The 26,065-nt window shown below is 57.0% G+C and carries 25 protein-coding genes; 14 read left to right on the forward strand and 11 right to left on the reverse strand.

Features of this window, described 5'->3' with window-relative positions; translation table 11 throughout:
* Nucleotides 1-92 precede the first annotated feature (92 nt).
* Nucleotides 93-1,268, reverse strand: a complete 1,176-nt coding sequence (locus tag IT895_RS02725; RefSeq protein ID WP_233337337.1) for an MFS transporter — start codon at nt 1,266-1,268, stop codon at nt 93-95.
* A gap of 171 nt (nt 1,269-1,439) precedes the next feature.
* Here IT895_RS02725 and IT895_RS02730 point away from each other — a divergent pair, with 171 nt between their 5' ends.
* Nucleotides 1,440-1,895: a Spy/CpxP family protein refolding chaperone gene (locus IT895_RS02730; RefSeq protein WP_085918378.1), complete on the forward strand. Its 456-nt coding sequence runs from the start codon at nt 1,440-1,442 to the stop codon at nt 1,893-1,895.
* A gap of 67 nt (nt 1,896-1,962) precedes the next feature.
* On the opposite strand, the gene IT895_RS02735 is transcribed toward IT895_RS02730, so the two are convergent.
* The 4 genes from IT895_RS02735 to IT895_RS02750 all read right to left on the reverse strand — a co-directional run bounded on the left by IT895_RS02735 (nt 1,963) and on the right by IT895_RS02750 (nt 6,807).
* A complete protein-coding gene (locus tag IT895_RS02735; RefSeq protein ID WP_199284613.1) occupies nt 1,963-3,426 on the reverse strand; it encodes a Fic family protein in 1,464 nt (487 codons plus the stop codon).
* Nucleotides 3,427-3,502: 76 nt separating this feature from the next.
* Entirely contained in the window at nt 3,503-3,937 is a 435-nt protein-coding gene (locus tag IT895_RS02740) for a DNA polymerase III subunit chi (RefSeq protein WP_199284614.1), read from the reverse strand.
* 74 nt (nt 3,938-4,011) lie between these two features.
* Nucleotides 4,012-5,124 (reverse strand): branched-chain amino acid aminotransferase, encoded by a 1,113-nt coding sequence (locus tag IT895_RS02745; RefSeq protein WP_199284615.1) that lies wholly within the window; start codon nt 5,122-5,124, stop codon nt 4,012-4,014.
* Nucleotides 5,125-5,271: 147 nt separating this feature from the next.
* Nucleotides 5,272-6,807 (reverse strand): leucyl aminopeptidase, encoded by a 1,536-nt coding sequence (locus tag IT895_RS02750; protein ID WP_085918381.1) that lies wholly within the window; start codon nt 6,805-6,807, stop codon nt 5,272-5,274.
* Nucleotides 6,808-6,912: 105 nt separating this feature from the next.
* Between IT895_RS02750 and lptF the strand changes: the two genes are divergently transcribed.
* The 5 genes from lptF (at nt 6,913) to bfr (ending at nt 10,579) form a co-directional block, all read left to right on the forward strand.
* Nucleotides 6,913-7,992 carry an LPS export ABC transporter permease LptF gene (lptF, locus tag IT895_RS02755; protein ID WP_085918382.1) on the forward strand — a complete coding sequence of 360 codons (1,080 nt, stop codon included), beginning with the start codon at nt 6,913-6,915 and terminating at the stop codon, nt 7,990-7,992.
* A complete protein-coding gene (gene lptG / locus IT895_RS02760) occupies nt 7,992-9,056 on the forward strand; it encodes an LPS export ABC transporter permease LptG (protein WP_199284616.1) in 1,065 nt (354 codons plus the stop codon). The genes lptF and lptG overlap by 1 nt, the downstream gene beginning before the upstream one ends.
* A 20-nt stretch (nt 9,057-9,076) precedes the next feature.
* Nucleotides 9,077-9,550 carry an RDD family protein gene (locus IT895_RS02765; protein WP_199284617.1) on the forward strand — a complete coding sequence of 158 codons (474 nt, stop codon included), beginning with the start codon at nt 9,077-9,079 and terminating at the stop codon, nt 9,548-9,550.
* Nucleotides 9,551-9,708: 158 nt separating this feature from the next.
* Complete coding sequence (locus IT895_RS02770; RefSeq protein WP_085918385.1) at nt 9,709-9,915, forward strand: (2Fe-2S)-binding protein; 207 nt, start codon at nt 9,709-9,711, stop codon at nt 9,913-9,915.
* Nucleotides 9,916-10,096: 181 nt separating this feature from the next.
* Nucleotides 10,097-10,579, forward strand: coding sequence for a bacterioferritin (bfr, locus tag IT895_RS02775; RefSeq protein WP_085918386.1), 483 nt, complete (start codon nt 10,097-10,099; stop codon nt 10,577-10,579).
* A gap of 99 nt (nt 10,580-10,678) precedes the next feature.
* Here the strand turns inward: bfr and sodC are convergent, their stop codons facing one another.
* The gene (sodC, locus tag IT895_RS02780) at nt 10,679-11,230 is read right to left on the reverse strand and encodes a superoxide dismutase family protein (RefSeq protein WP_199284618.1); all 552 of its coding nucleotides are present in this window, start codon (nt 11,228-11,230) and stop codon (nt 10,679-10,681) included.
* Nucleotides 11,231-11,415: 185 nt separating this feature from the next.
* Between sodC and IT895_RS02785 the strand changes: the two genes are divergently transcribed.
* The 5 genes from IT895_RS02785 (at nt 11,416) to IT895_RS02805 (ending at nt 16,306) form a co-directional block, all read left to right on the forward strand.
* The gene (locus IT895_RS02785; protein ID WP_085918388.1) at nt 11,416-12,186 is read left to right on the forward strand and encodes a pseudouridine synthase; all 771 of its coding nucleotides are present in this window, start codon (nt 11,416-11,418) and stop codon (nt 12,184-12,186) included.
* A 14-nt stretch (nt 12,187-12,200) separates the two neighbouring features.
* The gene (gene tcdA / locus IT895_RS02790; RefSeq protein WP_233337338.1) at nt 12,201-13,016 is read left to right on the forward strand and encodes a tRNA cyclic N6-threonylcarbamoyladenosine(37) synthase TcdA; all 816 of its coding nucleotides are present in this window, start codon (nt 12,201-12,203) and stop codon (nt 13,014-13,016) included.
* Nucleotides 13,013-13,234, forward strand: coding sequence for a DUF1653 domain-containing protein (locus IT895_RS02795; protein ID WP_085918390.1), 222 nt, complete (start codon nt 13,013-13,015; stop codon nt 13,232-13,234). The genes tcdA and IT895_RS02795 overlap by 4 nt, the downstream gene beginning before the upstream one ends.
* A 75-nt stretch (nt 13,235-13,309) precedes the next feature.
* Nucleotides 13,310-14,218, forward strand: a complete 909-nt coding sequence (locus tag IT895_RS02800) for an MBL fold metallo-hydrolase (RefSeq protein ID WP_085918391.1) — start codon at nt 13,310-13,312, stop codon at nt 14,216-14,218.
* 78 nt (nt 14,219-14,296) lie between these two features.
* Nucleotides 14,297-16,306, forward strand: a complete 2,010-nt coding sequence (locus IT895_RS02805) for a RecQ family ATP-dependent DNA helicase (RefSeq protein WP_199284619.1) — start codon at nt 14,297-14,299, stop codon at nt 16,304-16,306.
* A gap of 7 nt (nt 16,307-16,313) precedes the next feature.
* On the opposite strand, the gene zigA is transcribed toward IT895_RS02805, so the two are convergent.
* The 4 genes from zigA to IT895_RS02825 all read right to left on the reverse strand — a co-directional run bounded on the left by zigA (nt 16,314) and on the right by IT895_RS02825 (nt 19,263).
* On the reverse strand, nt 16,314-17,540 hold the full coding sequence (gene zigA, locus IT895_RS02810) for a zinc metallochaperone GTPase ZigA (RefSeq protein ID WP_199284620.1): 1,227 nt from the start codon (nt 17,538-17,540) through the stop codon (nt 16,314-16,316).
* A gap of 112 nt (nt 17,541-17,652) precedes the next feature.
* A complete protein-coding gene (locus IT895_RS02815; RefSeq protein ID WP_085918394.1) occupies nt 17,653-17,928 on the reverse strand; it encodes a TIGR03643 family protein in 276 nt (91 codons plus the stop codon).
* Between the two features lie 170 nt (nt 17,929-18,098).
* Complete coding sequence (locus IT895_RS02820) at nt 18,099-18,719, reverse strand: class I SAM-dependent methyltransferase (RefSeq protein ID WP_085918395.1); 621 nt, start codon at nt 18,717-18,719, stop codon at nt 18,099-18,101.
* A gap of 193 nt (nt 18,720-18,912) precedes the next feature.
* Nucleotides 18,913-19,263 carry a helix-turn-helix domain-containing protein gene (locus tag IT895_RS02825; RefSeq protein ID WP_085918396.1) on the reverse strand — a complete coding sequence of 117 codons (351 nt, stop codon included), beginning with the start codon at nt 19,261-19,263 and terminating at the stop codon, nt 18,913-18,915.
* 470 nt (nt 19,264-19,733) lie between these two features.
* Here IT895_RS02825 and IT895_RS02830 point away from each other — a divergent pair, with 470 nt between their 5' ends.
* A complete protein-coding gene (locus tag IT895_RS02830) occupies nt 19,734-22,556 on the forward strand; it encodes a bifunctional diguanylate cyclase/phosphodiesterase (protein WP_233337339.1) in 2,823 nt (940 codons plus the stop codon).
* On the opposite strand, the gene IT895_RS02835 is transcribed toward IT895_RS02830, so the two are convergent.
* Nucleotides 22,503-23,474: a helix-turn-helix domain-containing protein gene (locus IT895_RS02835; RefSeq protein WP_199284621.1), complete on the reverse strand. Its 972-nt coding sequence runs from the start codon at nt 23,472-23,474 to the stop codon at nt 22,503-22,505. The two genes, IT895_RS02830 and IT895_RS02835, sit on opposite strands and share 54 nt — an antisense overlap.
* A 203-nt stretch (nt 23,475-23,677) precedes the next feature.
* On the opposite strand from IT895_RS02835, the gene IT895_RS02840 reads away from it, so the two are divergent.
* Nucleotides 23,678-25,090: an ethanolamine ammonia-lyase subunit EutB gene (locus IT895_RS02840; RefSeq protein ID WP_085918398.1), complete on the forward strand. Its 1,413-nt coding sequence runs from the start codon at nt 23,678-23,680 to the stop codon at nt 25,088-25,090.
* A complete protein-coding gene (gene eutC, locus IT895_RS02845) occupies nt 25,083-25,919 on the forward strand; it encodes an ethanolamine ammonia-lyase subunit EutC (RefSeq protein ID WP_085918399.1) in 837 nt (278 codons plus the stop codon). Before IT895_RS02840 ends, eutC begins: the two co-directional genes overlap by 8 nt.
* Nucleotides 25,920-26,065 lie beyond the last annotated feature (146 nt).

The raw sequence follows: 26,065 nt of genomic DNA on the forward strand, positions 1-26,065 counted from the left end.
TCACCGCAACGATGCTCCCCGCCGGGAAGCATGGAATTCATAAATGGGATCGAAAAAATGGCGTCAAGTATAGCGCGATTAAGGGTAGGGCGTCAGGCCCTGACCGAGTGACGATTCAGTCCGCGCATGGCGATCAACCCAAGTACCGGCCCCGGCAGCAGCCACCAGATCACTGCAAGGCCTTGGTCCGACCATAGGGCGGTGACCAGCGCAATCGAGGGTATTGTCAGCCCAAAGCCAATGGCGTTCATCATGGCGAGCGCCGCGCCTAGCCGCTCGGGTGGCGCGGTAGCGCTGGCCAGGGCGGAAAACTGTGCAGAATCGGCGATCACGCTAAAGCCCCAGAGAAGTAAAAGGGCGATCAGCAAAAGCGGTGGCGCCCCGCCGATCAGCGGATAGAGCAGGCATAAGGCGCCCGACGTGGCAAGTGCCACAAACGCGACTCGAGCGCTACCGTAATGGCGGCTCCAGCGGCCGGCCAGCACGCAGCCGGGCAGGCCGATGGCAATGATCAAAAAGCTGATCCAGGACTGGGCGCTGGTGGCCGCATTAAGGCGTTCCAGCTCGCGTGTGACCAAAAACGGCACCAGCGCCCACAGTGCATACAGTTCCCAGCAGTGGCCGAAGTAGCCCAGCGCCGCGGCCCGGAAGTCTTTGTGCTTAAACGCGGCCAGCCCCGCCCAAGGGCGCCCGCCGGTGGCCTTGGCAGGCAGGTGCGGGCCAACGCCCAGTCGATAAATCAGCAGTGCGGCGGCCAGGGCCAGCAGCGACGCCAGCAGTAACGGCCATTGCCAGGGCAGGTGCAGGGTCAGCCCACGCAGCAGGTGCGGCGAGGCAATGCCCAGGGTCAACATGCCCACGAGCCAGCCGAGCGCCGCCCCGGCGTGACTGGGCGTCCAGCTAACTACCAGCTTCATGCCCAGCGGGTAGATGCCCGCCAGGCAAAGCCCCGTCGCGAAACGCGCGAACCCGGCGAGTGTGACGTTATCTGCCACGCCGATAAAGGCGGCGTTAACCAGTGCCCCGAGAACCGCCGAGATGGCAAACAGGTGGCTGGCGCGAACGCGGTCGGCCAACCCCGAGGTGGCAATGGCCAGGGTGCCGGTAATAAACCCGGCCTGTACGGCAATGGTGAGGAGTCCGAGATCGCCTTCACTCAGGCCGACGGACTCCTGCAGCGCCAAACCAACGCCGTTAACGCTGAACCACAGCGAGGTGCCGAATAGTTGGGCAATAACGATCATAACAAGCGGGTAGCGCGTGAGCACGTTTGCGTCTCCAGGAGTGTACAGGGCGTGGCAGGCCCCGCTTATGGTAATCAACAATTCGTTGTTACGACGAATTTTTTGAAAACAGCAGTGTCGGAATGCGAGAGTAGAACAAGGCCCGTCAGGATTGAGTCGGGTAGTCATTCATTTTGTACGCAATTGGAGTTTTTGATGCAGGTAGCCAAGCTTTTCGCGCCGGCAGTCGCCGCACTGGTGTTCAGTGCTCCCGCCATGGCCCAGCAAATGGGTGGTGGTACCCCCAGTATCGATGACCAGGTTAACCAGCTCGATGAAATGCTGGATCTGGATGACGCGCAAAAGGAAGAACTCAGCGGCCTTTTGACCCAGATGCAAGATGAAAGCAGTGCCAAGCAGCAGGAAGCCCGAGAGCTGCAACGGCAACTCAGCGAGCATGTCCAGCCCGATTACGATGAAGCGGCTATTCGCGCGGATGCTGAGCGTCTTGGTGACCTGACGGCCGAGATGACCGCTGACAGCGTCATCATGCAGTCTCAGATCGAAGACGTGTTCACCCAGGAACAGCGCGACCAACTGGATGAGGCCATGGCCCAGCGGCGGCAGCAGATGCAACAGATGCAGGAGCAGATGCAACAGCAGGGAGGCTAAGGCGAAGACGCAGTGATAGAGACTGTCTTCTCCATTGATGACCCCGCCACGTGCGGGGTCTCGCAAATCACCCCCTAGTGTTCTGTTGTTGCTGCCATGCATGACCAGCGGCCGTTAGCCGGTATTTCTGAAAGCGGCTATTGGGCTTATCCGGAATCGTTTGCTCAATCAACCCTGCGTTCAGTGCAGGTCGCAAATAGGCATTGCGGAAATGGGGCTGATGTTTGAGGCCCAGCATGTCCTGTAGCTCGGCCCGTGTCATTTCGCCTTCCAGAGAGTCTAGCAAGCGGGCAACTTCCGGGCTGACTGGGTCGGTGACTGGGTCGGTGACTGGGTCGGTGACTGGGTCGGTGACGGACGGTGTGTCGCCCTGCCATTCTGCTTCCGGCCTCCAGACGATGACACTGAATTGATTGCCCGAAGGGTCATCTTGCAAATCAATCCGGGGCCAAGCCTCAAGCGCTCGCGGAATCCCACTACCCATCCCGCGATAAGGCAAAATGTGGGAGGCATGTTCAGTGAGCGTGGGATTGCGACGAATGGTCTTTCCTTGGCTAATGTCTTTGGGGCTTAGTCTATCTGGCAGGTGGCCAGGGCTGACGATCTCCACACGGTCGGCGAAGATCATAAGGCGAACGGAAGCGCTGGTGAAGTAATCCCTGTGAATAAAGGCATTGACCAGCAACTCCTCAAGTGCCGTTTCGGGAATCTCCAGTTCGCCCAGAGTGTTGAAACTCCGGCCATGCTGCACATGATGCAGGTTGCGTTTGATAAACGCGAAAGCGCCCCGGAACTGATCCAGCAGGGTGCCCTTGATGTCCTCGCTGTCCAAATAACGGGTATCGTGCAAAGCCGTGCCGGGAAAGGCCACCGCCTTCACTTCAAAAGCTGGGCGCCAACGCTGGGGATTGCGACCAAACAACATCAGCCCTGCCAGATTCAACGCCTGGCCGTCGCCCAGGCCCAGGTTCTGCAGCAACTGCTCCCGTGTCAGGCCTGAGAACTCGCTGCTCTCGCCATAGCGACGATTGAAGTAAGTGGTAAACGTCTTGTCATCGATATCTTCTACTGAGGTGCCCGTCACCGGTACTACATCAGCGTAAACCAGACCGGAGCGCTGGAACATGCGTTGCAGTTCTTCGCGGGAGGTTACATGCCGTTTGTCCGAACCTTGTTTAACCCAGATACGGCCTTGACTATCGAGGTAAGGCTTGGCTAGTCCATCGGGCACTTCTATCACAACCACAATGCCCTGATGCGTCTGCACATTCTCGGTCAGCGGATGCACCGGTGGGCGCACATGCTGGGAAGCAGCGTTGCCAAGCAACTGATTCAACCGTCGAACCGCCGCGCCATCCAGTCCCGCAATCGAACCGTCATCATTAACGCCCAGAAACAGCCATCCGCCGCCACTGTTGGAAAAGGCGGCCAGCTCAGCGGCCAAGCCATCCGCGTTGGTGGCGTCACGCTTGAACTGGTGGCGGCTGTCTTCACCACCTGCGACCGTCTCAAGAAGTTCACTTATCGTCATGACTTACTTCGCTTCAGCTCACAAGGGAGATCTCAATGGCAGTGTCCAGAGAGGCTTCATCCGTATGGGGGCACGGTCACGATCCCAGCTTATGCGGCACGACCTCATGGCCGAGTTCTTTATAGCGCTGCCAGCAGGCGCGCTTGGCGACCAGTACTTGCTGGTGCTGGTTAATGATTTCGGCAATGCGGGTGTAGCGTTCTATGCCCTCGGGAATATCCGGGTGCAGGTTCAGCAGGGCGGTCTCTGCCGAAGGCACCGGTAACTGCTGCCAGCCGAGCGTGATCGGCACGCTGGCGGCCATGTCGCTGTCTTCCAGCGCGTGGGGCAGGTAGGCGTCGTCGCGAAACCCCCACAGGGCCTCGTCGGCCTGTTCAGCCAGGGCCTTATCCTCGCAGTGCAGATGCAGGCGATAGCCTTTACGCCAGATGGTCTCGGCCAGCTTGCAGGCAAACTGGAGGCGGGCATCCAGCGTGGTGTCCGGCAGGATATAAAAGTCGATACGCGCCATGGCGGATTCCTGGCAGGGCGTCTCAAGGCAGCGCCGCCGCAGGCAATGCCGCGGCGACGCAATAAGGCTGGGGGTTATGCCAGCTTAGTGAGCCAGCCGTACTGGTCTTCGCTACGGCCGTATTGCAGATCCAGCAGTTTGGTGCGAATGCGCTTGGCGACCTCGTTGCTGCCGCCAGCCGTAAGACGAATACGCTCATTTTCGCTGACCAGCTCGCCCACCGGTGTGATTACCGCCGCCGTGCCGCAGGCAAAAACTTCGGTAATCTCGCCTGAGGCCGCCCCCTCACGCCACTCGTCGATGCTGATAGGACGTTCTTCAGGGCTCAGGCCTTCGTCTTTGGCCAGGGTGAGCACCGAGTTGCGCGTGACGCCCTCGAGAATGGTGTCGGTCAGGCGAGGCGTCACCAGGCGACCGTCCTTGAAGACGAAAAACAGGTTCATGCCGCCCAGTTCCTCGATCCACTTGCTTTCTGCGGCATCCAGAAACGCCACCTGGCCGCAGCCGTTGGCGGCGGCTTCCTTTTGCGCTGCCAGTGAGGCCGCGTAGTTGCCGCCACACTTGGCAAAGCCGGTGCCGCCGGGCGCGGCGCGCTTGTAATGGGAAGACAGCCAGATGGAAACGGGTTCAATGCCGCCTTTGAAATAGGCGGCGGCCGGTGAGGCAATCACGTAGTAATCCACCTCATGGGCAGGGCGTACGCCCAGGAAAGCTTCCGTGGCAATCATGAAGGGACGCAGGTAGAGGCTGCACTCATCGGCATTGCTTGAGGGCGTGGGCACCCAGGCGTGATCCTGGGCGAGCAGGGCTTTCAGCGAGCCAATAAAGTCCTCGTCGGAAAGCTCTGGCAGCGCCAAACGCCGCGCGCTGCGACGAAAGCGCTCGGCGTTCTTCTCGGGGCGGAACGTCCAGACCGAGCCGTCGGCGTGACGATAAGCCTTGATGCCCTCGAAAATCTCCTGGCCGTAGTGCAGTACCGAAGCGGCGGGGTCAAGCGTCAAGGGGCCGTAAGGACGCACCTGGTGACCGTGCCAGTCGGCATCGATCGTCCAGCGAACGTGGGCCATGTGGTCGGTGAAGTACTGGCCAAAACCGGGGCTTTCCAGAATGCTGTCGCGAATCTCGTCGTCTGTCAGCTGATTGGACGGCAACACATCAAAACGGGTATCAGAACTTGCAGTGGGCACGGCTGTGGGTCTCCGCTAGCAATACGCCTTGTCGGGCGAATACTGTATCAGTAAGAGGTATTAAAACAGGCGCACAGAGTCAGGCCCAGTACGCCTTGATGTGTTCAGGTTTAACGGTTGTGGCGCTTAAAGGCAACCGCTGGTTGTCTAGTCGTCGCCATTTTCAACCTGGACGTCGTTTTCCCGGTCCAGAAGGTACTGGGTGAGCAGGCCGACGGGGCGGCCGGTGGCACCTTTCTGCTTGCCGGAGTGCCAGGCGGTGCCGGCAATGTCCAGGTGTGCCCAGGGGAAACGGTCGGCAAAACGCGACAGGAAACACGCCGCGGTAATCGTGCCCGCAGGGCGGCCACCGATATTGGCCAGGTCGGCGAAGTTGGAGTCGAGCTGTTCCTGATATTCATCCCACAGCGGTAGGTGCCAGGCACGATCCCAGGCGCCTTCGCCTGCATCCAGCAGGTCAAGGGCGAGGTCATCATCATTGGAGAGCAGACCGGTGGCATGATGGCCCAGCGCGATGATGGCTGCACCTGTGAGCGTGGCAATATCGACCACGCTTGCCGGCTTGAAGCGCTCGGCATAGGTCAGCGCGTCGCACAGCACCAGACGGCCTTCGGCGTCGGTATTGAGCACCTCAACGGTCAGCCCCTTGAGCGTGGTAATGATATCGCCGGGTTTGGTGGCGGCGCCGTCCGGCATGTTTTCCGCTGCGGCGACGATAAACACCAGATTCAGCTTGGGCTTGATCGTGAGGAGCGCTTTGACCGTGCCAAAGACGCTGGCCGCCCCGCCCATGTCGAACTTCATCTCGTCCATGCCTTCGCCAGCCTTGAGCGAAATGCCGCCTGTGTCGAAGGTGATACCCTTGCCGATCAAGACATGGGGGGCTTCTTCCGCATTGTCGGCCCCTTTATAGTGCATGACGATCAGGCGACTTGGCTCTCGACTGCCACGACCGACCGATAGCAGGGCGCCCGCGCCCAATTCGGCAAGCGCCTCTTCGTCCAGAATATCGACGGCCAAAGCGCCTTGGGATTCGCGTCCAAGCTGTTCCGCCTGGTCGGCCAAGTAGCTCGGCGTGCAGACATTTCCCGGCAGATTGCCTAGCGTACGCGTATAGTTGATGCCCTGACCGATGGCGCTACCCTGGTGGGCGCCCTGTCGAGCCCCTTCGGCATCGGCGGCATTGCTGATCATCAGGTTCAATTGCGTCAGGCTTGCCGCTGGCGCCGGGTTGCGCTTGAACTGATCAAACCGGTAGTTCGCGCGTTCGATACTTTCGAGCACTTTGCGCGCTTTCCAGCCCGTATCGCGATCGGCAAGCGGCACTTCGGTCAGCATGACGCTGGCATTATCGATGGGAAGTTTGATCAGCGCCGCCATGGCAGCATCCAGCGCCTTCAGATACGCCGTTTCATGACATTTTTCGCGTTCGCCAAGGCCAACAATCAGCAGGCGCTCGGCACCCAGACCTGGGGCATACGGCAATAGCTGAACGTTTGCGAGGCTGGCATCAATGTCGCCACTGGCGACAAGCTGGCCGATCAACTGTTCGCTGGCATCGTCGAGTTTGGCAACGGCGGGTAATAAGTCGCTACTTTTGTGGTCAGGTACCTTGTAAACAGGAACGACCAGGCAGGCCGTTTCTATTTTGGCAGGGTTAGCCGTTTGAACGGAAAATTCCATGACGTCTCCAACAAGACAAGCATCGAGGTATTCAGGATAATGTCCCAGTGTACCCAAGCACTGCAGGTGTTGCATAACATCCTGCACGACTAGCCGGAGAGCGCGTTGATCTTATTTCGCTATTTAACACGAGAAGTTCTGGTCACCATGTCCGCTGTAGCGGGCATTTTGTTGTTGGTGATCATGGGCAGCCGCTTTATCCGCTATTTTTCCGACGCCGCGGAGGGAGACTTTCCGGTCAATATCCTGGGTAGCTTGATGGTCTATCACCTGCCGGGGTTCATGGAGCTTATCCTGCCGCTTTCGTTTTTTCTGGGCATATTGCTGGCTTATGGCCAGTTGTACATGAACAGCGAAATTACCGTTATGGTGGCCTGTGGCATGAGCCCCAAGCGGCTTCTCAAGGTGACGTTATTGCCCGCTTCGGCGGTGGCGATAGTGGTAGGCGTTTGCAGCCTGTGGCTGACACCGGCGGGGGCCCTCCAGACCGCTGCCATCATAGAAGAACAGGAAAGCCGCTTGGACGTTTCAGTCCTGGCCCCCGGCCGCTTTCAGGAGTTTGGCGGTGGGCGTACCGCCTATATCAGCGGTTTCAATGATGATGGAAGCGAAATGCAGGATGTGTTGGTTCATGAACAGCGTCAGCCTGGTGATGATGCCGAACACAACTATGTCACGCGTGCAGTGTCGGGTTATCAGGAAACGCGGATGGATACCGGTAGCCGCTTTCTGGTGCTTAATGACGGTGAGCGTTACGGCGTGACCCCGGGGCAGCGAAACGCCGAACGATTGACGTTTGAGCGCTACACGTTGCGGCTTGGCCTGAGCCGCGACCGCCAGGAACTGGATTCGCTGGAGTACGCCACGACGTTGGCACTTTGGCAGGATGACAATGATCGTGCCCAGGCCCAATGGCAGTGGCGGGCGGGGTTGCCGCTGATGGTCTTTATTCTGGCGATCATGGCGCAGCCGCTCTCGCGGGTTAACCCCCGACAGGGGAGGTTTGCCAAGTTGCTTCCTGCGGTCTTTTTATACGTTGCGTACCTGAGCTTATTGCTGGCGGCTGTCGATGCGGTGGGTAGCGGGGCGTGGTCCACTAGCGTGGGCATATGGCCCGTCCATGGGCTGTTTCTAGCCTTGGGGCTCTTGCTGATCTGGCACTCGCAACGCAAGGGGATGCGCTGATGATCGTTGATCGACTCGACCGCTATATTGCTCGCAATGTGCTGGCGGCCATTGTGGTGGTGCAGTTTGTTCTGCTCGGATTGGATATCACCATCGCCTACATCGACGATCTGGGTGATGTGCAGGAAGGCTATTCGGCACTGGATGCACTGTTCTATCTACTGATGCGGACTCCTTGGCGGTTTTACCAATATGCGCCGGTCGCGGTGCTGATAGGTGCGCTGATCGGCCTGGGCAGCATGGCGTCAAGTAATGAACTGACCGTGATGCGAGCGGCGGGCCGTTCACTGGGACGTATTGTCTGGAGCGTGATGAAGCCTGTGCTGGTCGTCGTCGTGGTCGTACTGATGGTGGCCGAGTATGTCAGCCCGCGCACCGAACAATATGCCGAAGCGTGGCGGCTTGAACAGCTTCAGGGTGAGGGGGCCATGTTAACCAGCCGCAGCGGCTGGCAGGTCGAAGGAGACAGTGTTTACCGCTTCGGGGCTATCCGGGCTGACAATGTGGTGCTCGACCTGACGCGTTACCGGTTTGACGAGGAACGTCTCGTCGAAGCGACCCATGCGCAACGCGCTATCTGGGACGATGGCGGGTGGCAACTGGAAGATGTCGCCACCACGCAGATTTTTGATGACCACACCGAGTCTGAGCAAGCTCAAACCTTGCGCTGGGAAACCGACTTCACCCCGCTTCAGTTGGAGCGCCTGTTGCGTTCGGTAGAAAGTCAGGCACCCAGCGAACTTTGGGCTTACGCGCGCTTCCTTGAAGAGCAAGGTATGCAAGCGGACCAGCCGTTGCTGTATTTCTGGCAAAAAATGTTAATGCCGCTGACCATGGGGTCGCTGGTCTTGATTGCCGCTTCGTTCGTGTTTGGTCCGCTGCGCACCGTGGCGGCGGGCACGCGGGTGTTTTACGGCGTGGTGACCGGGCTGGTCTTTAAATACGTTCAGGACTTGCTGGCACCGGCCTCGACACTCTTTGGTTTCTCCCCTGTCTGGGCAGTACTGGTCCCGACGCTGGCGTGCGCCGTGGTGGGAGTGTATTTCCTGCGGCGCAACGGTTAATCCAGATGCCGAGGAGTCCCATGACCAAGCGACGTTTTCCGCAACCGGCCAATACCCGGCCCGCGGGATTGCCATCGCGCCTGGGCGCGATGCTCTACGATGGCTTGTTGGTGACAGCCATCTGGATCGCCGTGACTGTCGCTCACTTGGTGTTTTTCAGGTTCGTGCTAGGTCAGAAGGCAGAAGAGATTGGCATCCAGGGCGTCGATATTTGGAGTTTGCGGCTTTTGCTGGTGCTGATCACGACGCTGTTTTTTGTTTTCTTCTGGCAGCGCGGAGGCATGACGCTGGGCATGCAGGCGTGGCGGCTGCGTGTGCAAACCCTCGATGGAGAGAGCATTTCACTCAAGCAAAGTCTGGTGCGCTGCCTCATGGCCTGGCTTTCCCTGGCAGCGCTGGGAATAGGTTACTGGTGGGTGTTGTTTGATAGCCAGTGCCGCAGCTGGCCAGACATCGCTTCTGGCACCCAGACCGTGAAATTGCCCAAGCATTAATTTTTCTTTGCAAGTGGATGAAATGTCTTTCCCGACAATCAGTTACATGCACCCTCACGTTACTTAAGACGAATCGATACTAAAGGACATGCATTTTTACTTGCAAAGATGTATGCGACTCATTTACATTCACCTTATGAACTTTATGAGGTGCAGCCATGTACGTGTGTGTGTGCAAGGGAGTAACTGACCATCAGATCCGCCAGCAGGTGAGCGACGGCGCGCGTAGCTGGCAGGAAGTCCGTGAAGCAACCGGCTGTGCCACCCAATGCGGCAAGTGCGCATGCTTCGCCAAGTCGGTGACCCGCGAAGCGGTTCATGAGGCGCGCCTGGAAGCCAATGCTGGCTTGGCATATGCCGTTTGACGCGAATCACTATTGTTAGGGTTATCTTTAGCAAATATATGATTTGCTTGAATTTTTAGTCCTCATCTCTATACTCCCAGTAAGGCTGGGAGTACGCCTTTTATGGTCAATACTCCTCCATTAACGTAACTGCTTGATAGAGCCTGCTAAACTATCAGCATTACAGCAAAAAGGTGACGTCATGAAAGGTGATCCGAAAGTAATTGAGCATCTCAATATTGCACTTGGCAACGAGCTGGTGGCCATCAATCAGTACTTTTTGCATGCCAAGATGTACAAGGACTGGGGCCTGCAAGCGCTGGCCAAGTGGGAATACGACGAATCCATCGAAGAGATGCAGCACGCCGATAAACTTATCGAGCGTATCCTGTTCCTTGAAGGCATTCCCAACCTGCAGGATCTCGGCAAGCTGTATATCGGCGAAAATGTCAAAGAGATGCTCGAAAGCGATCTGAAGATCGAGCACGATGGCCGCAACGATTACATCGAAGCCATTACCTATTGCGAGAGCGTTAAAGATTACGTTACCCGCGATTTGCTGCGCGACCTGCTCGCCGACGAAGAAGATCATATCGACCACATCGAAACCGAGCTTGGCTTGATCGACAAGGTGGGTATTCAGAATTATATGCAGCGCCAGATGCAGATGGCAGGCGACGAGTAATCGCTTGAGTTGAACCAGCTTAACAGCTGAGCCAATCGCACAACGCAAAACGGGCAGCCATCATTGGCTGCCCGTTTTGTTTTTGGCTGTCTCTAAGCGTTATTCACTGTCGTCAGAGGCTTCTACGATGCCACAGCCCACGCGGCTTCCGCCGCCACCCAGTGCTTCAGGGTCATCCGAATAGTTATCGCCGCCTTCGTGAATCATGATGCTGCGGCCTTTTACATCCTCGACACTCAAGCGCGGCGCGAGGACAGGTAGAGTGGCGTTGCCGTCTTCATCGACGATAAGCACGGGTAAATCGCCCAGGTGGCCGTCGTCGTAGGGCCCTTTGTGGCTGCCTGTTTCTTCCGGGTCATAATGGCCCCCGGCATAAAGCCCCGCGGTCATGTGCCCGCTGTCGTTTTCCTGAGCCTCGCAGCTTGGGTTCTGGTGTACATGAAAGCCATGGGGGCCAGCCTCCAGATCGCTGAGGTCAGGCGTCAACAGCAGGCCATGTTCAGTGTCTTCCAGCGTGATGCTGCCGATGGACTCGCCGACGCCTTCGGCGCTGATTTTATGCATTCCTACATCCATGCTGTTGTTAGCCTGAGCAGCAGAGACGAGCAGTAGAGAGGCGGAAAGACCGCCGATTATTGCTGCATGACGCATGATGATGTCTCCTTTCCTTGTCCATGGAAATTTCGCGATAAGGTACTTCCTTAAAGTAGCTGCATGAGGGCTAAACTGCCAATCGTTCGTCCCGCGCTTTTCCCATCGCGTGGGTGACAACGCCGCGCCAAGCCGCGACAATGGCACTCTGCCATAGTGACTCGTTATGATTACCCAGGAGCGTTATGACGCCACTCAACATCCTCTATCAGGATGAGCATCTGGTTGCGGTACATAAGCCGTCAGGGCTTTTAGTCCACCGTTCGGCGCTGGCGCGTGGAGAAACTGAATTTCTCCTTCAACGGCTGCGTAATCAGCTTGGCAAACGCGTCTACCCGGTGCATCGGTTAGACCGGCCCACCTCAGGCGTGATGGTGTTTGGTTTATCCTCAGAGGTCGCTGCTCTGCTCAGCGACGCCTTTAGCGAACGTCAGGTCGAAAAGCGCTACCTGGCCGTGGTGCGCGGTAAAGCCCCGGAAAGTGAGCGCTTGGATTACCCGCTCCGGGAAGAGGATGGCACGCGCCCCAAGGCGGAAATGCCCGCGATGCCAGCGATGACGGATATTCGCCGCCTGGACAGTGCTGAGCTACCTGTCCAGGTCGACCGCTACCCCGTGGCGCGCTACTCGCTGGTCGAGGCGCGGCCACTGACCGGGCGGCGCCATCAGATTCGCCGCCATCTTTCGCGGCGTGGCTACCCCATCATTGGTGATGCCAAACATGGCAAAAGTGTCCACAATCGCTTTTTTGCCGAACAGCTAAGTGCTCCCCGGTTACTGCTGGCCGCGACCTATCTGGCGTTTGACCATCCGCTGTTCGACAAGCGCATTCAGCTTAGCTGTGCCCTGGATGACACCATGAGCACGCTGCTTGATTACCTGGGCTGGTCTGGCCACTTGCCCCTGGACAGCGTGCGGACGCCGCCTGTCGGCACGCCATCCGCCCTTTTAACATGAGCCTGGGAGATATTATGTCGTCTGCGGACTACGATTTTCGCTTCGGCGGGATTCGCCGCCTCTATGGTCAGCGTGCCGCGGATGTATTTCGCCATGCCCACGTGGTGGTCGTCGGCGTCGGTGGGGTAGGTAGCTGGACAGTCGAGGCGCTGGCGCGCTCGGGCATTGGCAAGCTGACGCTGATCGACCTGGATGATGTCTGTGTCTCCAACGTCAACCGGCAGCTTCACGCGCTGGATGGCACCATCGGCAAGCCCAAGGTCGACGTACTGGCTGAGCGCTGCCGCCTGATTGCCCCCGAGATTGAGATTGTCGCTGATACCGCCTTCGTCACGCCCGCCAATCTTGCCGAGCGCGTCCCCGATGACGCTGATCATGTGGTGGATGCCATCGACAGCGTGATCGCCAAGGCCGCGCTCATCGCCTGGTGCAAACGGCGCAAAATTCCGATTACCGTGACGGGGGCGGCGGGTGGGCAAACCGACCCGACACGCATTCAAGTGTCGGATTTAACCCGCACCGAGCACGATCCGCTTCTATCAAAGGTCCGCTCGCGGCTGCGCCGGGACTACGGCTTCTCCCGCAACCCCAAACGGCGTTTCTCGGTGGAATGCGTCTACTCCGATGAACAGCTCATCTACCCCAGCGGCGACGGCGAAGTCTGCCTGCAAAAGCCCGGTAGCGGTGACGCCACGCGGTTGGACTGCGCTTCAGGCTTTGGCGCCGCCACTTTTTTAACCGGCACTTTTGGTTTTGTTGCTGCCTCAAAAGTGCTTGAGCGACTTGCCAAAAAAGCCAACCAGCCAGCGACTCAAAAGGAAGCTTTATGACCGCTCCCGTCCCCGGTATTTACCGCCATTACAAAGGCAGCCTTTACGAAGTGCTCGGGACTGCCCAGCACAGCGAAAGTGAAGAGCCGCTGGTTGTGTATCGTGCCCTGTATGGCGACTACGGTCTCTGGGTGCGCCCGCTTGAGATGTTTATGGAGACAGTCAGCAAAGAGGGCCAGACCCAGCCCCGTTTTGCGCTGGAAAAAGCGTTTTCGTGAGTGCTATTGCTTATATTCTTTAATCAGCTATCTTTATAACCTTTATTGAATGGCGTCAACATTGAGGATATAAGCATGAAGACCTTCGCGCTTTCCCAGCACAAGGGAGAAGGCACGCCGGATGTCGCCGGTTTTTTTGATCCACGCACCTTCAGCGTTCAGTACGTAGTGAGCGACCCTGCTACCCAGCAGTGCGCGATTATTGACCCGGTGCTGGATTACGATGAGAAGTCTGGCGCGACGGCGACCTTTAATGCGGACGAGTTACTGGCTTATATAGAGCAAGCAGGGCTTTCGGTCGCCTGGATTCTGGATACCCATCCCCACGCTGACCACTTCTCGGCGGCCCACTATTTACAAGAAAAAACCGGCGCGCCCACCGCCATTGGCCAGCACGTCACTCAAGTGCAGGCGCTGTGGAAGGATATCTATCACTGGCCGGAAATGCCCACCGACGGCCGTCAGTGGGACACGCTGTTTGCGGAAGGCGACACGTTTAAAATCGGTAAGCTGGACGCCCGCGTGCTGTATTCGCCAGGCCACACACTGGCCTCGATTACTTATGTGGTCGGCGATACGGCTTTCGTTCATGACACCCTTTTTCAGCCTGATTTTGGTACCGCCAGGGCGGACTTTCCCGGTGGAAGTGCCAAAGCGCTATGGGATTCCATCCAGCAGATTCTCTCCCTGCCCGACCATACTCGCTTGTTCACCGGCCACGATTATATGCCTGATGATCGAGAGCCCCAGTGGCAAAGCAGCGTCGCCGAACAGCGGGCGCACAACCCGCACTTGGTGGGCAAAAGCCAGGATGACTACATTGCGCTGCGCCAAAAGCGTGACAGCGAGCTCCCCATGCCCAAGCTGATTCTCCACGCGCTACAGGTCAATACCCAAGGCGGTCGCCTCCCGGAACCAGAGGCCAACGGCAAGCGCTACCTGAAAATTCCGCTGGATGCACTGGAAGGTGCGGCCTGGGAGTAACGCCCACGGATAGTCTGATGGGTACGTTTTACGGTAGGCTGTTGGCCAACTGTTTTACTTTTCCGCCAAGGAACGGTCATGTCCCCGATATCGCCGCAACAAACGCTCAAGGACGTCTTCGGCTTTGACGACTTTCGCGGTGGCCAGCAGGCGGTAGTGTCAAGGGTGCTGGATGGGTACTCCACGGCGGCGATTTTTGCCACCGGTGCAGGGAAATCGCTCTGCTATCAGTTGCCAGCGATTCACCTTCCGCACTTGACCCTGGTGGTGTCGCCGCTGCTGGCGCTAATGCAGGATCAGCTTTCCTTTCTGGCCCGTCATGGTGTGGCCGCAGCGAGTATTGATTCCACCCAAGACCGTGACACCACCCGTGACGTCATGGAGCGAGCCAAAAGCGGCGAGCTGAAAATCCTCATGGTCTCGGTGGAGCGGCTCAAGAACGAGCGTTTTCGGCACTTTCTACGCCAGGTGCGTATTTCGCTTATGGTGGTCGACGAAGCCCACTGCCTCTCTGAATGGGGGCATAACTTCCGCCCCGATTACCTCAAACTGCCGGACTACCAGCGTGAGTTTGCCATTCCCCAGGTGCTGTTGCTCACCGCCACGGCAACGCCCGCCGTTATCGCCGATATGCGTGAGAAGTTTGCCATCGCGCCGGATAACGTCATCACCACCGGCTTCTATCGTCCCAATCTTGAGTTGCTGGTGGCACCTGCCCTGGAGGATCGCCAGCAGCAGTTGATTGGGTGGCTGACACCGCAGATGCAGCCGGGCTTTGAGGCGCCGACGATTATCTATGTCACCCTGCAGCAAACTGCAGAGCAGGTGGCGAAAGCGCTGACGGCTCAAGGCATTGCCGCCCAGGCATATCATGCCGGGCTCGATTCGCAGCGGCGGGATGAGATTCAGGGGCAGTTCATGCGCGGGGAATCGCCCTGCATCGTGGCCACCATTGCCTTTGGCATGGGCATCGACAAGGGCAATATCCGCAACGTCGTTCACTATGACCTGCCCAAATCCATCGAAAACTACAGCCAGGAGATCGGCCGGGCGGGGCGCGACGGCTGGCCTTCCACCTGCCTCACCATGGCGGGACGCGATGGCTTGCGGGTGCTGGAAAATTTCGTTTACGGCGATACCCCCGAATACGCCGGCATTGTCCGCTTGCTGGAAGAGATCGCGGCAGCAGGTGGCCAGCCCGACCGCCAGTGGGAAGTGTTGGTTTTCACGCTTTCCCGCGACACCAATATCCGTTCGCTGCCATTGAAAACTCTATTAGTGCGGTTGGAAATGCACGGCATTATCGCCCCGCGCTTTGCGTTTCTAGCCGAGTATCGGCTGCGCTATCACATCGAACCCGCGGAACTGGTGAGCCGCTTTGAGGGCGAGCGAGCGGCCTTTGTGCGCCTTATTGTCGATAACATCCCCATCGCCCGGACCTGGGGAACGGTGGATTTTGAGCGCCTGCACAGTGCGGGGCAGGCCCAGCAGATTGACGCCTCCCGTGCCCGCGTGATTGCTGCGCTTGAGTACTTTCAGGATAAAGGCTGGCTGACCCTGGAAGGCAAGCGGATGACCGACGTGTACGAGGTGCTTCAGCCGAATTTTGCCATTGAAGCGCTGGCGAGTCAGTTAATTGACGAATGCCGACATCGGGAACGAATTGAGATTGAGCGGCTACAGGCCATGCTGGCGCTGTTTGAATCGGAAAGTTGCCTTACGCGGCGGCTGGCCGAACACTTTGGCGATAGCACTTTTGAAGCACCACCCGAGACCGAGCAGGGCCGCTGCGGGCACTGCTCGGTGTGTTACGGCCACCCCGTGCGACTGCCGGATGCGCCGCCGCTGCCCGCGCTAAGCGATGCTGATTTTGCGCGCTATGCCAGGCCGCTGATTGAGCGCCACACCGAACAGTTTGGTAAGCCGCCTAATGCGCAGCGGCTGGCGCACTTTCTGTGCGGCCTCACCATGCCGATATTCACACCGCTCAAAGCTCGTGGCCTTAACGGCTTCGCGGTTTTCGAACAGCGGCCCTACCCGGACGTGCGCCAGTGGGCTGAAAGGCATTTAGGCAATGCCGACCACTAACGACATGTCATTCCCAAGCAGGGAAGGGGTCGGGTAGCGTCTTCCACGCTTCCATGCCTTCGAGTAACTCTGCTTCACTCAGCAGGCAATCATCCAGCGCTGCGCGCATTTTGGCTTGATCCAGACTCTGGCCGATAAATACCAGTTCCTGGCGCATGTCGCCAAACGGTTCTTGCCACTTGTCCATAATAAACTGTCGTGTTTCTGGGTCGTCCGGCCATTGGTCTTCAGGAATGGCTTTCCAGAATACGCCGGCCATACCGTGGTGGGCGATACCGCCTGCCTGGCTCCACTGGCCCGCGTAGCGCGGGCGGGTCGCCAGCCAGAAGAAGCCTTTCGAGCGTAGCAGGCCGTTACCGAACCACTCCTGATTCAGCAGGTCGTGAAATTTTTGGGGATGGAAGGGGCGGCGGGCATGGTAGGCAAAGCTGCCGATGCCGTACTCTTCGGTTTCGGGCACGTGCTCACCGCGCATCTCTTTCAGCCAGCCGGGTGCCAGTTGTGCGCGCTCAAAGTTAAACTTGTCGGTGTCGAGCACCTTATCCAGCGGCACGTCTCCCTGGGTAATCGGCACCAGTTCAGCATCGGGGTTCAGCGAGCGCAGAATGGCTTTTAGAGCGTCCAGCTCTTTGTCGCTAATCAGATCGGTCTTGCTGATCAGCAAGACGTCGCAAAACTCAACTTGATCGACCAGCAGGTCGGCCACGTTGCGCTCATCCTCTTCACCCAAACTTTCGCCTGCTTCGGACAGGCTTTGCGCTTCGCGGTACTGCTCCAGAAAATTTGCCCCGTCGACCACAGTGACCAGCGTATCCAGCCGCGCTAGGTGGGAAAGGCTCTGGCCGCTTTCATCTTCGAACGTGAAGGTTTCCGCCACGGGCAACGGCTCGGAAATGCCGGTGGACTCAATCACTAGATAATCGAACTTGCCTTCCCGGGCCAGTTGGCTGACCTCTTCCAGCAAGTCTTCACGCAGGGTGCAGCAGATGCAGCCATTGCTCATCTCGACCAGCCGTTCCTCACTGCGATTAAGCGCCACCTCGCCATCCAGCGTCGACTGGCCAGGGCCGCCGCGCACCAGCGCGCCGTCGATATTGACCTCGCTCATATCGTTGACGATGACCGCCACACGGCGACCTTCACGGTTGGCAAGAATATGATTGAGCACGGTGGTTTTGCCAGCACCCAGAAAACCCGAGAGCACTGTCACGGGTAAAGGAGAAAGCGCAGTCATTACCAGGTCACCTCTAAATGATAGTATGTTATGTAATAATATAACAAAAAAGAGGTGGCAACAGAAAGATATGTTTCTCTGGCGTCTACATGAAGCTCTTCATGAGCAGCAATCAGCGCTTATATTGCGTTGGGCAGTAGCCGCGTAGGACATCCGGTGAGCGCAGAGCGGTATGTTTCGTCGCGCGGCCGGTGACCCGTTTGCGCCAGAGGCGAAATGAAGCCGGTTTCAGCTGGTGGCGCATTACCTCGATTACATCGGGTTCGGCAAGACCATAGAGCGTTGCAATGGCTTCAAATGGCGTGCGGTCTTCCCAGGCCATTTCGATGATGCGTGACTGTTCATCGTCAGGTAGGCGGCGAAACCGTTTGACGGCAGCTTTGGGCATGGCGATACCTTTTTGAGTTTAGGGAAAATGTAAGTGCGTACACGCGACGAGTGGCGGCGTTTTATGGCGATCCAGCGTAGAACCTGGAAAAGAGCGTCAGCCCGTATGGTAGGCGAGGGTGTTGGATGGCACCAGTCCAACCGGGCGACATAGCGTCGCAATATAAGGTGTCATTCGGGTTTGGCGGCCAACAGGGCACGAAACAAGCCGTTCATCAGGACCGGTTCGTCGTGGCGGATCTGGAATCCGGCCTGGGTAAGCAACGGCTCTGCTTGGCGGGTAATATCGGTTGCGAGTGCAGACGTCACTATATTGACAAGACGTCGACTAGCACCTGCTGGCTGGCCGTCAGGCTGGAACTTGTCCATCACGCATAACTGACCGCCAGGCCTGAGTACGCGGTAAGCTTCAGCCAGACCTTGCTGGGGGTTGGGCATGACAGCGAGCAGTAAATGCATGATCACAACGTCGAAATGCTCGTCCGGATAGGTTAGCGCTTCAGCATCCATTACGTGGCAAGTGACATCGCGCTGATAGCGATGAGCACGAGTCTTGGCGCGCGTGACCATGGCGGGTGTCAGGTCGGTTAAATGAATCTCCAGCTCACGAGGTATAAAAGGAAGGTCTAACCCAGTGCCAGCCCCCACCAGCAAGACGCGCATTCCAGGTTCCCAGTCCACCTGACCCAGCGCCACCCGCCGAGGCCTGCGAAAAGCACGACTCGCAATGGCATCGTATAGTGGCGCATAGGCGGTATAGCGTATACGGTTCCAAACGGTGGTGTTGAGCATCAATGCCCTCACTGGCATGCAGCGTTGATCAATCATCTATAGCACGAATGAGTAAAGGTCACCAACAAGGGTGGGGCTTCGGGAAGGCTCGATCTTGCTTTAATTTTATGAGGTCATTGTTTAAAGGCTGATGGTCAGTTTGTTTTTTTAATATAGTTTTATGAAGCTTTTCTTATTTTTAATCGGCTTTAATTTATTTTTTATGATTAAAACGGTTGGTTAGATTCTCGAGAATATCGAGTAACAGCTGGCGGTCACTTGTATCGAGTGGTGCCAGAAGTTGCTTTACCCGACTGGACTGGTCGTCCAGGTGAAAGCTGGCTTGCCCTAATAACAATGCGGCCTCGCAGTTGAAGATTTCTGCCAGTTCCAGCAGCCGAACGATGTTGGGGATCACCCTGCCACGCTCTATCCGCGACACGGCCTCATTGCCAATGCCCAAGCGTTCAGCCACTTCTTCCTGGGTAAGTTGACTGCGAATCCGCTGCTTGGCAATTGCTCTGCCAATGTTGCTAGCTAGCCGTTTCTGTTCAGTTTTGTTCACAGTGCCCTCCGTATAGACCTAAATGGTTGAGGATCAACCTATTGACATGAAGGACTGTTTGGGTTGAATATCAACTTTTTAGGTTGATGTACAGCAGGATAGAGAGTTTTTGATAGCAACGTCTGCAGGGGAAATAGGCAGATGAAAAATTTAATTTCTTTGATCATTTAATTAAAAGTAAGTTGGGTGTTTTTAGTTGGTTTTTTAGGGGTGAGTTGAAGCTATTTTCGCGTTTTCATAAATGGACGTAGTTGATTAGGTGGGCCTTAGCTGATGCCAAATTAAAGGCAGATTTAGACGCACAGCGGGTGTAGGCCCTGCCGTTGGAAGCGGCGGGTCGTGGTTTATAACGTAATACATGAAATTATTTACTCTACTAGCGAATGGTTCAGGGATGATCACACCGCAGCCTTATACAGCCTTTGGCGAGCAGACGTGGCGTACCTGTCGGATTTCAAGGCGTTAATATCATGTCTTCTACTAAGGCTCCAGTGGTTTTTGGGCAGTTGGCTGACAGCTTGACCTCTGTCAGTGAAAACGGTTTTTTTTATCACTTGGTAAAAGCGCTCTCGGACATCCTGTGCGTTGACCATGTGCTATTGGCACGCTTTGATTCTGAGCGTGGTATCGCAACCCCTTTGGCCTTCTGGACCCATGGGGCGCCCAGCGAGCTGGATACGTACGCTGTAAAGGACACACCCTGCGAACAGGTCGTTATGCTAACCCGCTGGCGCACCCTGTCGGGTGTAAGCGACCACTTCCCTAATGATGCACGGCTGGGTGAGCTATCGGCGGAAGGCTATTGGGGCATGGCGCTACAAGCACCCGACGGCACCTGCATGGGGGTGCTTGCCATCATGCACTCGTCACCTCTGGTGCTGCCTGCCTACGCTGAAGAGATCTTGCGAGTCATCGCGATACTGGGGGGAACCGAACTTGCCCGCCAACTCACCCAGGATAATGTTCAAGCACGGTTACGCAGAAAGAAAAGAGCACTGCAGCTAATGAATCGGCGTCACGATTTATTAATGCATACCGGTAGCGAGCAGCAGTTGCTGCAGGCGGCGTGCAGCGTGGCGGTGAGTGTCGGCGGATACGCGGGTGCCTGGGTTACCGCATTAACGCCTGAAATGGGATCAGACGAGGCGTTATCCATAGAGGCGATGGCGGATGAAGATGGCGAGGCCGCTTCCTGGCTGAGCCCCGCCCAGCTTTTTATTTCCCGTTACTGCAAAGGACTGGCCGAGAGAGCCCTGCAACATAATCGCTCTATCGTCATTGAGCGCCCCAATGATGAAACGTTGCCTTCAGGGGTTAATCAGGCCCTAAGCGCGTTGGGGGCTGAACAGGTCGTTGCCTTGCCGCTTCAGTATGCCGATAAGCAGTACGGCGTAATGACGCTTTATCATCGACAGCCTGGCATGCTGAACGTCGATGAAATGCAGTTGCTGGAAGAACTGGCTGATGAAGTATCATTAGGCATCTATAGCCGTCGTCAAAAACAAGCAGAAACGCGTATCCAGCATGCGGTAACAAGAATTGCGACAGCTGTTTCCGCCAGTAATGGCGAGGCGTTTCTTCATCAGCTCACGGTGCACATGGCCGAGGCATTATCGGCAGAAGTCGGGTTTATTGCGTTGCTGGATGAACAGGATGCCGATTTCGCTTGTACATTAACGCTATATGTAGAAGGCCAGCTCCAGGAAAATTTTGCCTATTACCTGCCTGGGGTGCCTTGCCACAAGGTGATGGTCGAACAGGAGTGCATTGTTCATAAAGACGCCGCCATCATGCTTCCCGGTGAAACGAACGGGGCGCTGAGTTGGGTAAATGGGTATGTAGGGAGGCGGTTGGATAATAGCCATGGTCAACCCATGGGGCTTATTGGCGTGATGTTCAAAGAGCCGCTGGCCGACGTGGATATCGTACGTAATGTGCTGCAGATATTTGCAGCCCGGGCCGCGTCAGAGCTGGAGCGTCAGGAAGACGAAAACCGTATAAGGCAATTGGCTTTTAATGATTCGGGCACGCAGTTACCCAACCGAGCGGCTTTCATGCGCCATCTTAAGCATGTGCTCACTGACGCCTCAGCCCCGGGCATGGCACTGTTAATTCTGGACCTCAACCATTTCAAAGAGATCAACGACACTGCCGGGCACGATTTGGGGGATATCGTCCTTCAAGAAGTGGCAAGTCGCTTGGCGGCCTCATTGAAGGACAACGAGTATCTGGCGCGGCTGGGCGGTGATGAGTTTGTTGTGGTCTGCCCTGCCCGCGATGAGGCCGATGTACTGGCAAATGCCCGACGATTGTGTGAGTGCATCGAGGATCCTTTCAACATCTACCAGCAGTCCTTCGAACTCACGGTCAGCGTGGGTATCTCGCTTTACCCTCGGCATGCGACAACGCCTTTGGATCTTCTGAAGGATGCCGACATTGCCATGTATCAAGCCAAGCGCCAAAAGCTGCCTGTTTGTGTCTTTGAGCCCTGGATGGAGTGCGAAGTCGCTGAGCAGTTGCAGATAGCCAAACGGCTGTCCAATGCCATTACAGAAAAACAACTGCGTCTGCATTTTCAGCCACAGGTCGACCTTCGGAATGGAAAGTTAATCGGCGCTGAGGCGTTATGCCGTTGGCACGATGAGGAACTTGGTGTCGTGTCACCTGGCAAGTTTATTCCCATTGCCGAAGACCGCGGCATGATGGTGGCGCTGGGCAACTGGGTTATAGAAGAAGCCTGTCGGCATCTGGCGCAATGGCACCAACAGGGCCTGTGGCTACCGGGGCAGTTGGCGATCAACATTGCGGCCGACCAGTTTGAAGACGGTGATCTGGTAAGGTCACTATTGGACTACTGCCAGCAGTTTCAGGTGGAAGCCTCAATGCTCAGCCTGGAAATCACCGAAAGCGGTATCATGGTGAATCCCGAAAAGGCCATAGCCATGACCAAAACCCTGAAAGGAAAAGGGTTGGGATTGGCGATTGATGACTTTGGTACAGGGTATTCGTCGTTGGCCTATTTAAAGCGTTTTGCCGCCGATAAAATCAAGATTGATATTTCATTCGTTCGCGACATGCTCACCAGCGACAATGACCGCGTTATAGTCGAGACAATTATTGCCATGGCCACCACCTTGGGGCTCGCAACGATCGCGGAAGGTATTGAACATGCCTCCCAGGCGGAAGCACTGCTGGCGATGGGGTGTACCCAGGCGCAAGGCTACTATTTTGATCGGCCGCTACCCGCCGACCAGTTTGCTGAACGCTGGCTTGTGGGCGCTCAGCGTTTGTGAGGGACATTCACCAAACTGTTGCTTGTAGTCATGGGCGAACTGACCCAGATGCCAGAACCCCCAATAAGTGGCAATCTCGGTCACCGACTGATCAGGGGCTGCGGCCCGCAATGCCCGTCGAACCCGGTTGAGCCGGGTAAGGCGCAGAAACTGCAGCGGGCTGATGCCAAGAATGGTGGTGAAGCTGTATTGCAGCGTGCGCCTGCTGACATGGGTCAGTTCGCACAGTGCCTCCATGGTGACCGGTCCTTCCAGATGTTCGTCGACGTAACGCTTAACGCGGTCGACGACTTCTTTTCGATGCGCATAGCTGGGTGGTGCTTCCTGGCAAGGCTTTTCCGCCTGCAGTAATTCAAGCAGAGCCATCAAAAAAATATCTCGATGCAGTCGTTCGGCAATGGTGCCTTTCGGGTTAACCACTAACTTTTCCAGCAAAAACGTAACGGCACTCAGCGTGTCATGCGCCACATGGCGGCGTGGTACTTGCTGCCATCGCTCATCCAGCTTAATACCCTGTTGCGCTGCGGCGGCGTTCAGCGTGGGCAAGTCAACCACCAAACCATAAATATCAAACGCATCTGGGGTGACGAGTTCAAAGTCGTGGCCGCCTGGTCGACACATGACCTCATCGACATTCAGCGCTTGTCCGTTAATGCGTGATCCTTGTGTTAATGGCGGTATGCCAATCCACAGCGAGTTGGGCCACACGCAGCAGTCTTGACGCAGCGCTTGGCCGGTGTGCTCTTTAAACACCTGCATACCGGTCAGCTCGATTTCATCCAGCCGACCGTAGAATCGGCCAGGGCTTAACTGGTCGTATTGCTGTTGCCAGCGCGTCAGGTTGTTGGCGTGCTCATCAGCATCAAACGCTTCCTGAATGCATCTTTTTGGTGCATGAGCGCTGCCAGACGCGTTCATGATCAACTCCTTTGTGGCTGCTTAAGGACGTTAATTGCCCTGTTTTTTACGTACCTGTTTGTTTTTGTTTGGATTATCGAGAGTGTGGTGAGTTTGCCAAAACTCGATACTTCCCATTAAGGGTTAGCGCTAAGGTAGAAACAAGCAAGTATTGTACCTTGGCGCTTTTTTATAGTGCCTCATTCCGCCAAAAGGAACGCTTTATGGCACAAGCCTATCACTCCACGGTGGGGAGCCGCAGCTACCGCTTTGCAAGCCTGGCCGAGTTGATGGCCAAAGCCACGCCGCCCCGTTCCGGTGATCGCTTGGCCGGGGTGATGGCGGAGAGTGCCGAAGAGCGCGTAGTTGCCCAAATGGTGTTGGCCGAGCTGCCACTCACCACCTTTTTGAACGAGGCGTTGGTCCCCTATGAAGAGGACGAAATCACCCGGCTGATTGTCGATGACCACAACGCCGACGCTTTCGCGCCTATCAGTCACCTGACCGTGGGCGACTTTCGCAACTGGCTGCTCTCCGATCACGCCACCAGTGAGGTACTGACAGAAGTACGCGCAGGCATTACTCCTGAAATGGCCGCCGCTGTCAGCAAGCTGATGCGCAACCAGGATCTGATTCTGGTCGCCAAAAAGTGCCGGGTCACCACGGCTTTTCGTAACACCATCGGCCTGCCGGGTCGGCTCTCGACAAGGCTCCAGCCAAACCACCCCACCGACGATGTCACCGGCATTGCCGCCAGTATTCTCGACGGGCTGCTCTACGGCAGCGGCGACGCGGTGATCGGCATAAATCCGGCCACTGATAACGTCGCCCAGAGCGTCAAGCTGATGCGCCTGATGGACGAAGTCATTCAGAAATATCAGATCCCTACCCAATCCTGCGTGCTTACCCACGTCACCAATACGCTGGAGGCGATTGAGCAGGGTGCCCCGGTTGATTTGGTGTTTCAGTCAATAGGCGGCACCGAGGCGACTAACCGCAGCTTTGGTTTTGACTTGAGCACCCTGGCGGAAGCGGAAGCGGCGGCGCAGTCGCTTAACCGCGGCACGGTGGGGCGCAACGTGATGTATTTTGAAACCGGCCAGGGCAGCTCGCTCTCCGCCGATGCCCATCACGGGCTCGACCAGCAAACCTGCGAGGCCCGCGCCTACGCGGTGGCCCGCAAGTTTAATCCGCTGTTGGTCAATACCGTGGTGGGCTTTATCGGCCCTGAATACCTGTTCGACGGCAAGGAGATCACCCGGGCGGGGTTGGAAGACCACTTCTGCGGCAAGTTGCTGGGCGTGCCCATGGGCTGCGACGTTTGCTATACCAACCACGCCGAGGCCGACCAGAACGATATGGATAACCTGCTCACGCTGCTCGGCGTGGCGGGCTGCAACTTCATCATGGGCATCCCCGGTTCTGACGACATTATGCTCAATTACCAGACCACCTCCTTTCACGACGCGCTCTACGCGCGGCGGGTGCTGGGGCTAAAAGCGGCGCCGGAGTTCGAGCGCTGGCTTGAAGACATGCAGATTTTCCAGGATGTCAGCACCCACCGGCTCAACGACCAGTTGCCTGCCGCCTTTGCCAATAGCCTGCGCCACCTGCCACAGGAGCCGCGACATGGTTGATAAGCCGACAGCGCCCATCGTCGTCGACAACCCCTGGGAGCGCCTGAATGCGTTTACCGACGCGCGAATTGGACTGGGGCGCGCGGGTGTCAGCCTGCCGACCAGCAAGCTGCTGGCCTTTCAGCTCGCCCACGCGCAGGCCCAGGACGCCGTTCATACCCCGCTGGATGTTGATGCGCTTGCCACTGAGTTAACAACCACACCTGAGGTGTCAGAGGCGCCCATACGCTTACATAGCCATGCCCAGGATCGCGCCATGTATCTGCAGCGGCCTGACTATGGCCGCCGTCTCAACGATGAGACCCGTGCGCAATTACAGCAGACCGCCGCCTCTCAGCAGCGCTATGACCTCGCGGTAGTGATTGTCGATGGACTCTCTGCGCTGGCCGTGCAGCAGAACAGCGTGCCGTTTCTCAGCACGCTGTATCAGATGTTCAACAGCGATGTTGCGGATTGGCAGCTAGCGCCGTTGACCATTGTCGAGCAGGGGCGGGTGGCGATTGGCGATGAGATTGGTGCGCTACTGAACGCTGACGCCGTTCTGGTGATGATCGGTGAACGGCCAGGGTTAAGCTCGCCGGATAGCCTGGGATTGTATATGACCTGGGCGCCGGAACCGGGACTAAAAGATGACCGGCGTAACTGTATTTCCAACGTGCGCCCGGCGGGTTTGCAGATCGAGGAGGCCGCCCGGCGCTTCTTTCTACTTTTTAAAGAGGCCCGTCAGCTCAAGGTGTCGGGGGTTAAGTTGAAAGATCGTAGTGAAGACGATGTGCTGGAAGGTGACGCCGCATCGGGTTCAATACGCAACTTTCTGGTCGCTGATTAACGACCTTGACGAACGGCAGCAGCCGTATAACAGCAGACGTATCACAACAACGACGTAATCATTCTCCAATAACAATATGGAACGCAGTAAGCAGCACATAGCAAAGCACGCCGCTGACGACACTTTCGTTCCACACCATGAGGGCA

Origin of the sequence: Halomonas sp. A40-4 (assembly GCF_015767635.1) — a bacterium.
In the GTDB taxonomy this organism is placed as follows: domain Bacteria; phylum Pseudomonadota; class Gammaproteobacteria; order Pseudomonadales; family Halomonadaceae; genus Vreelandella; species Vreelandella janggokensis.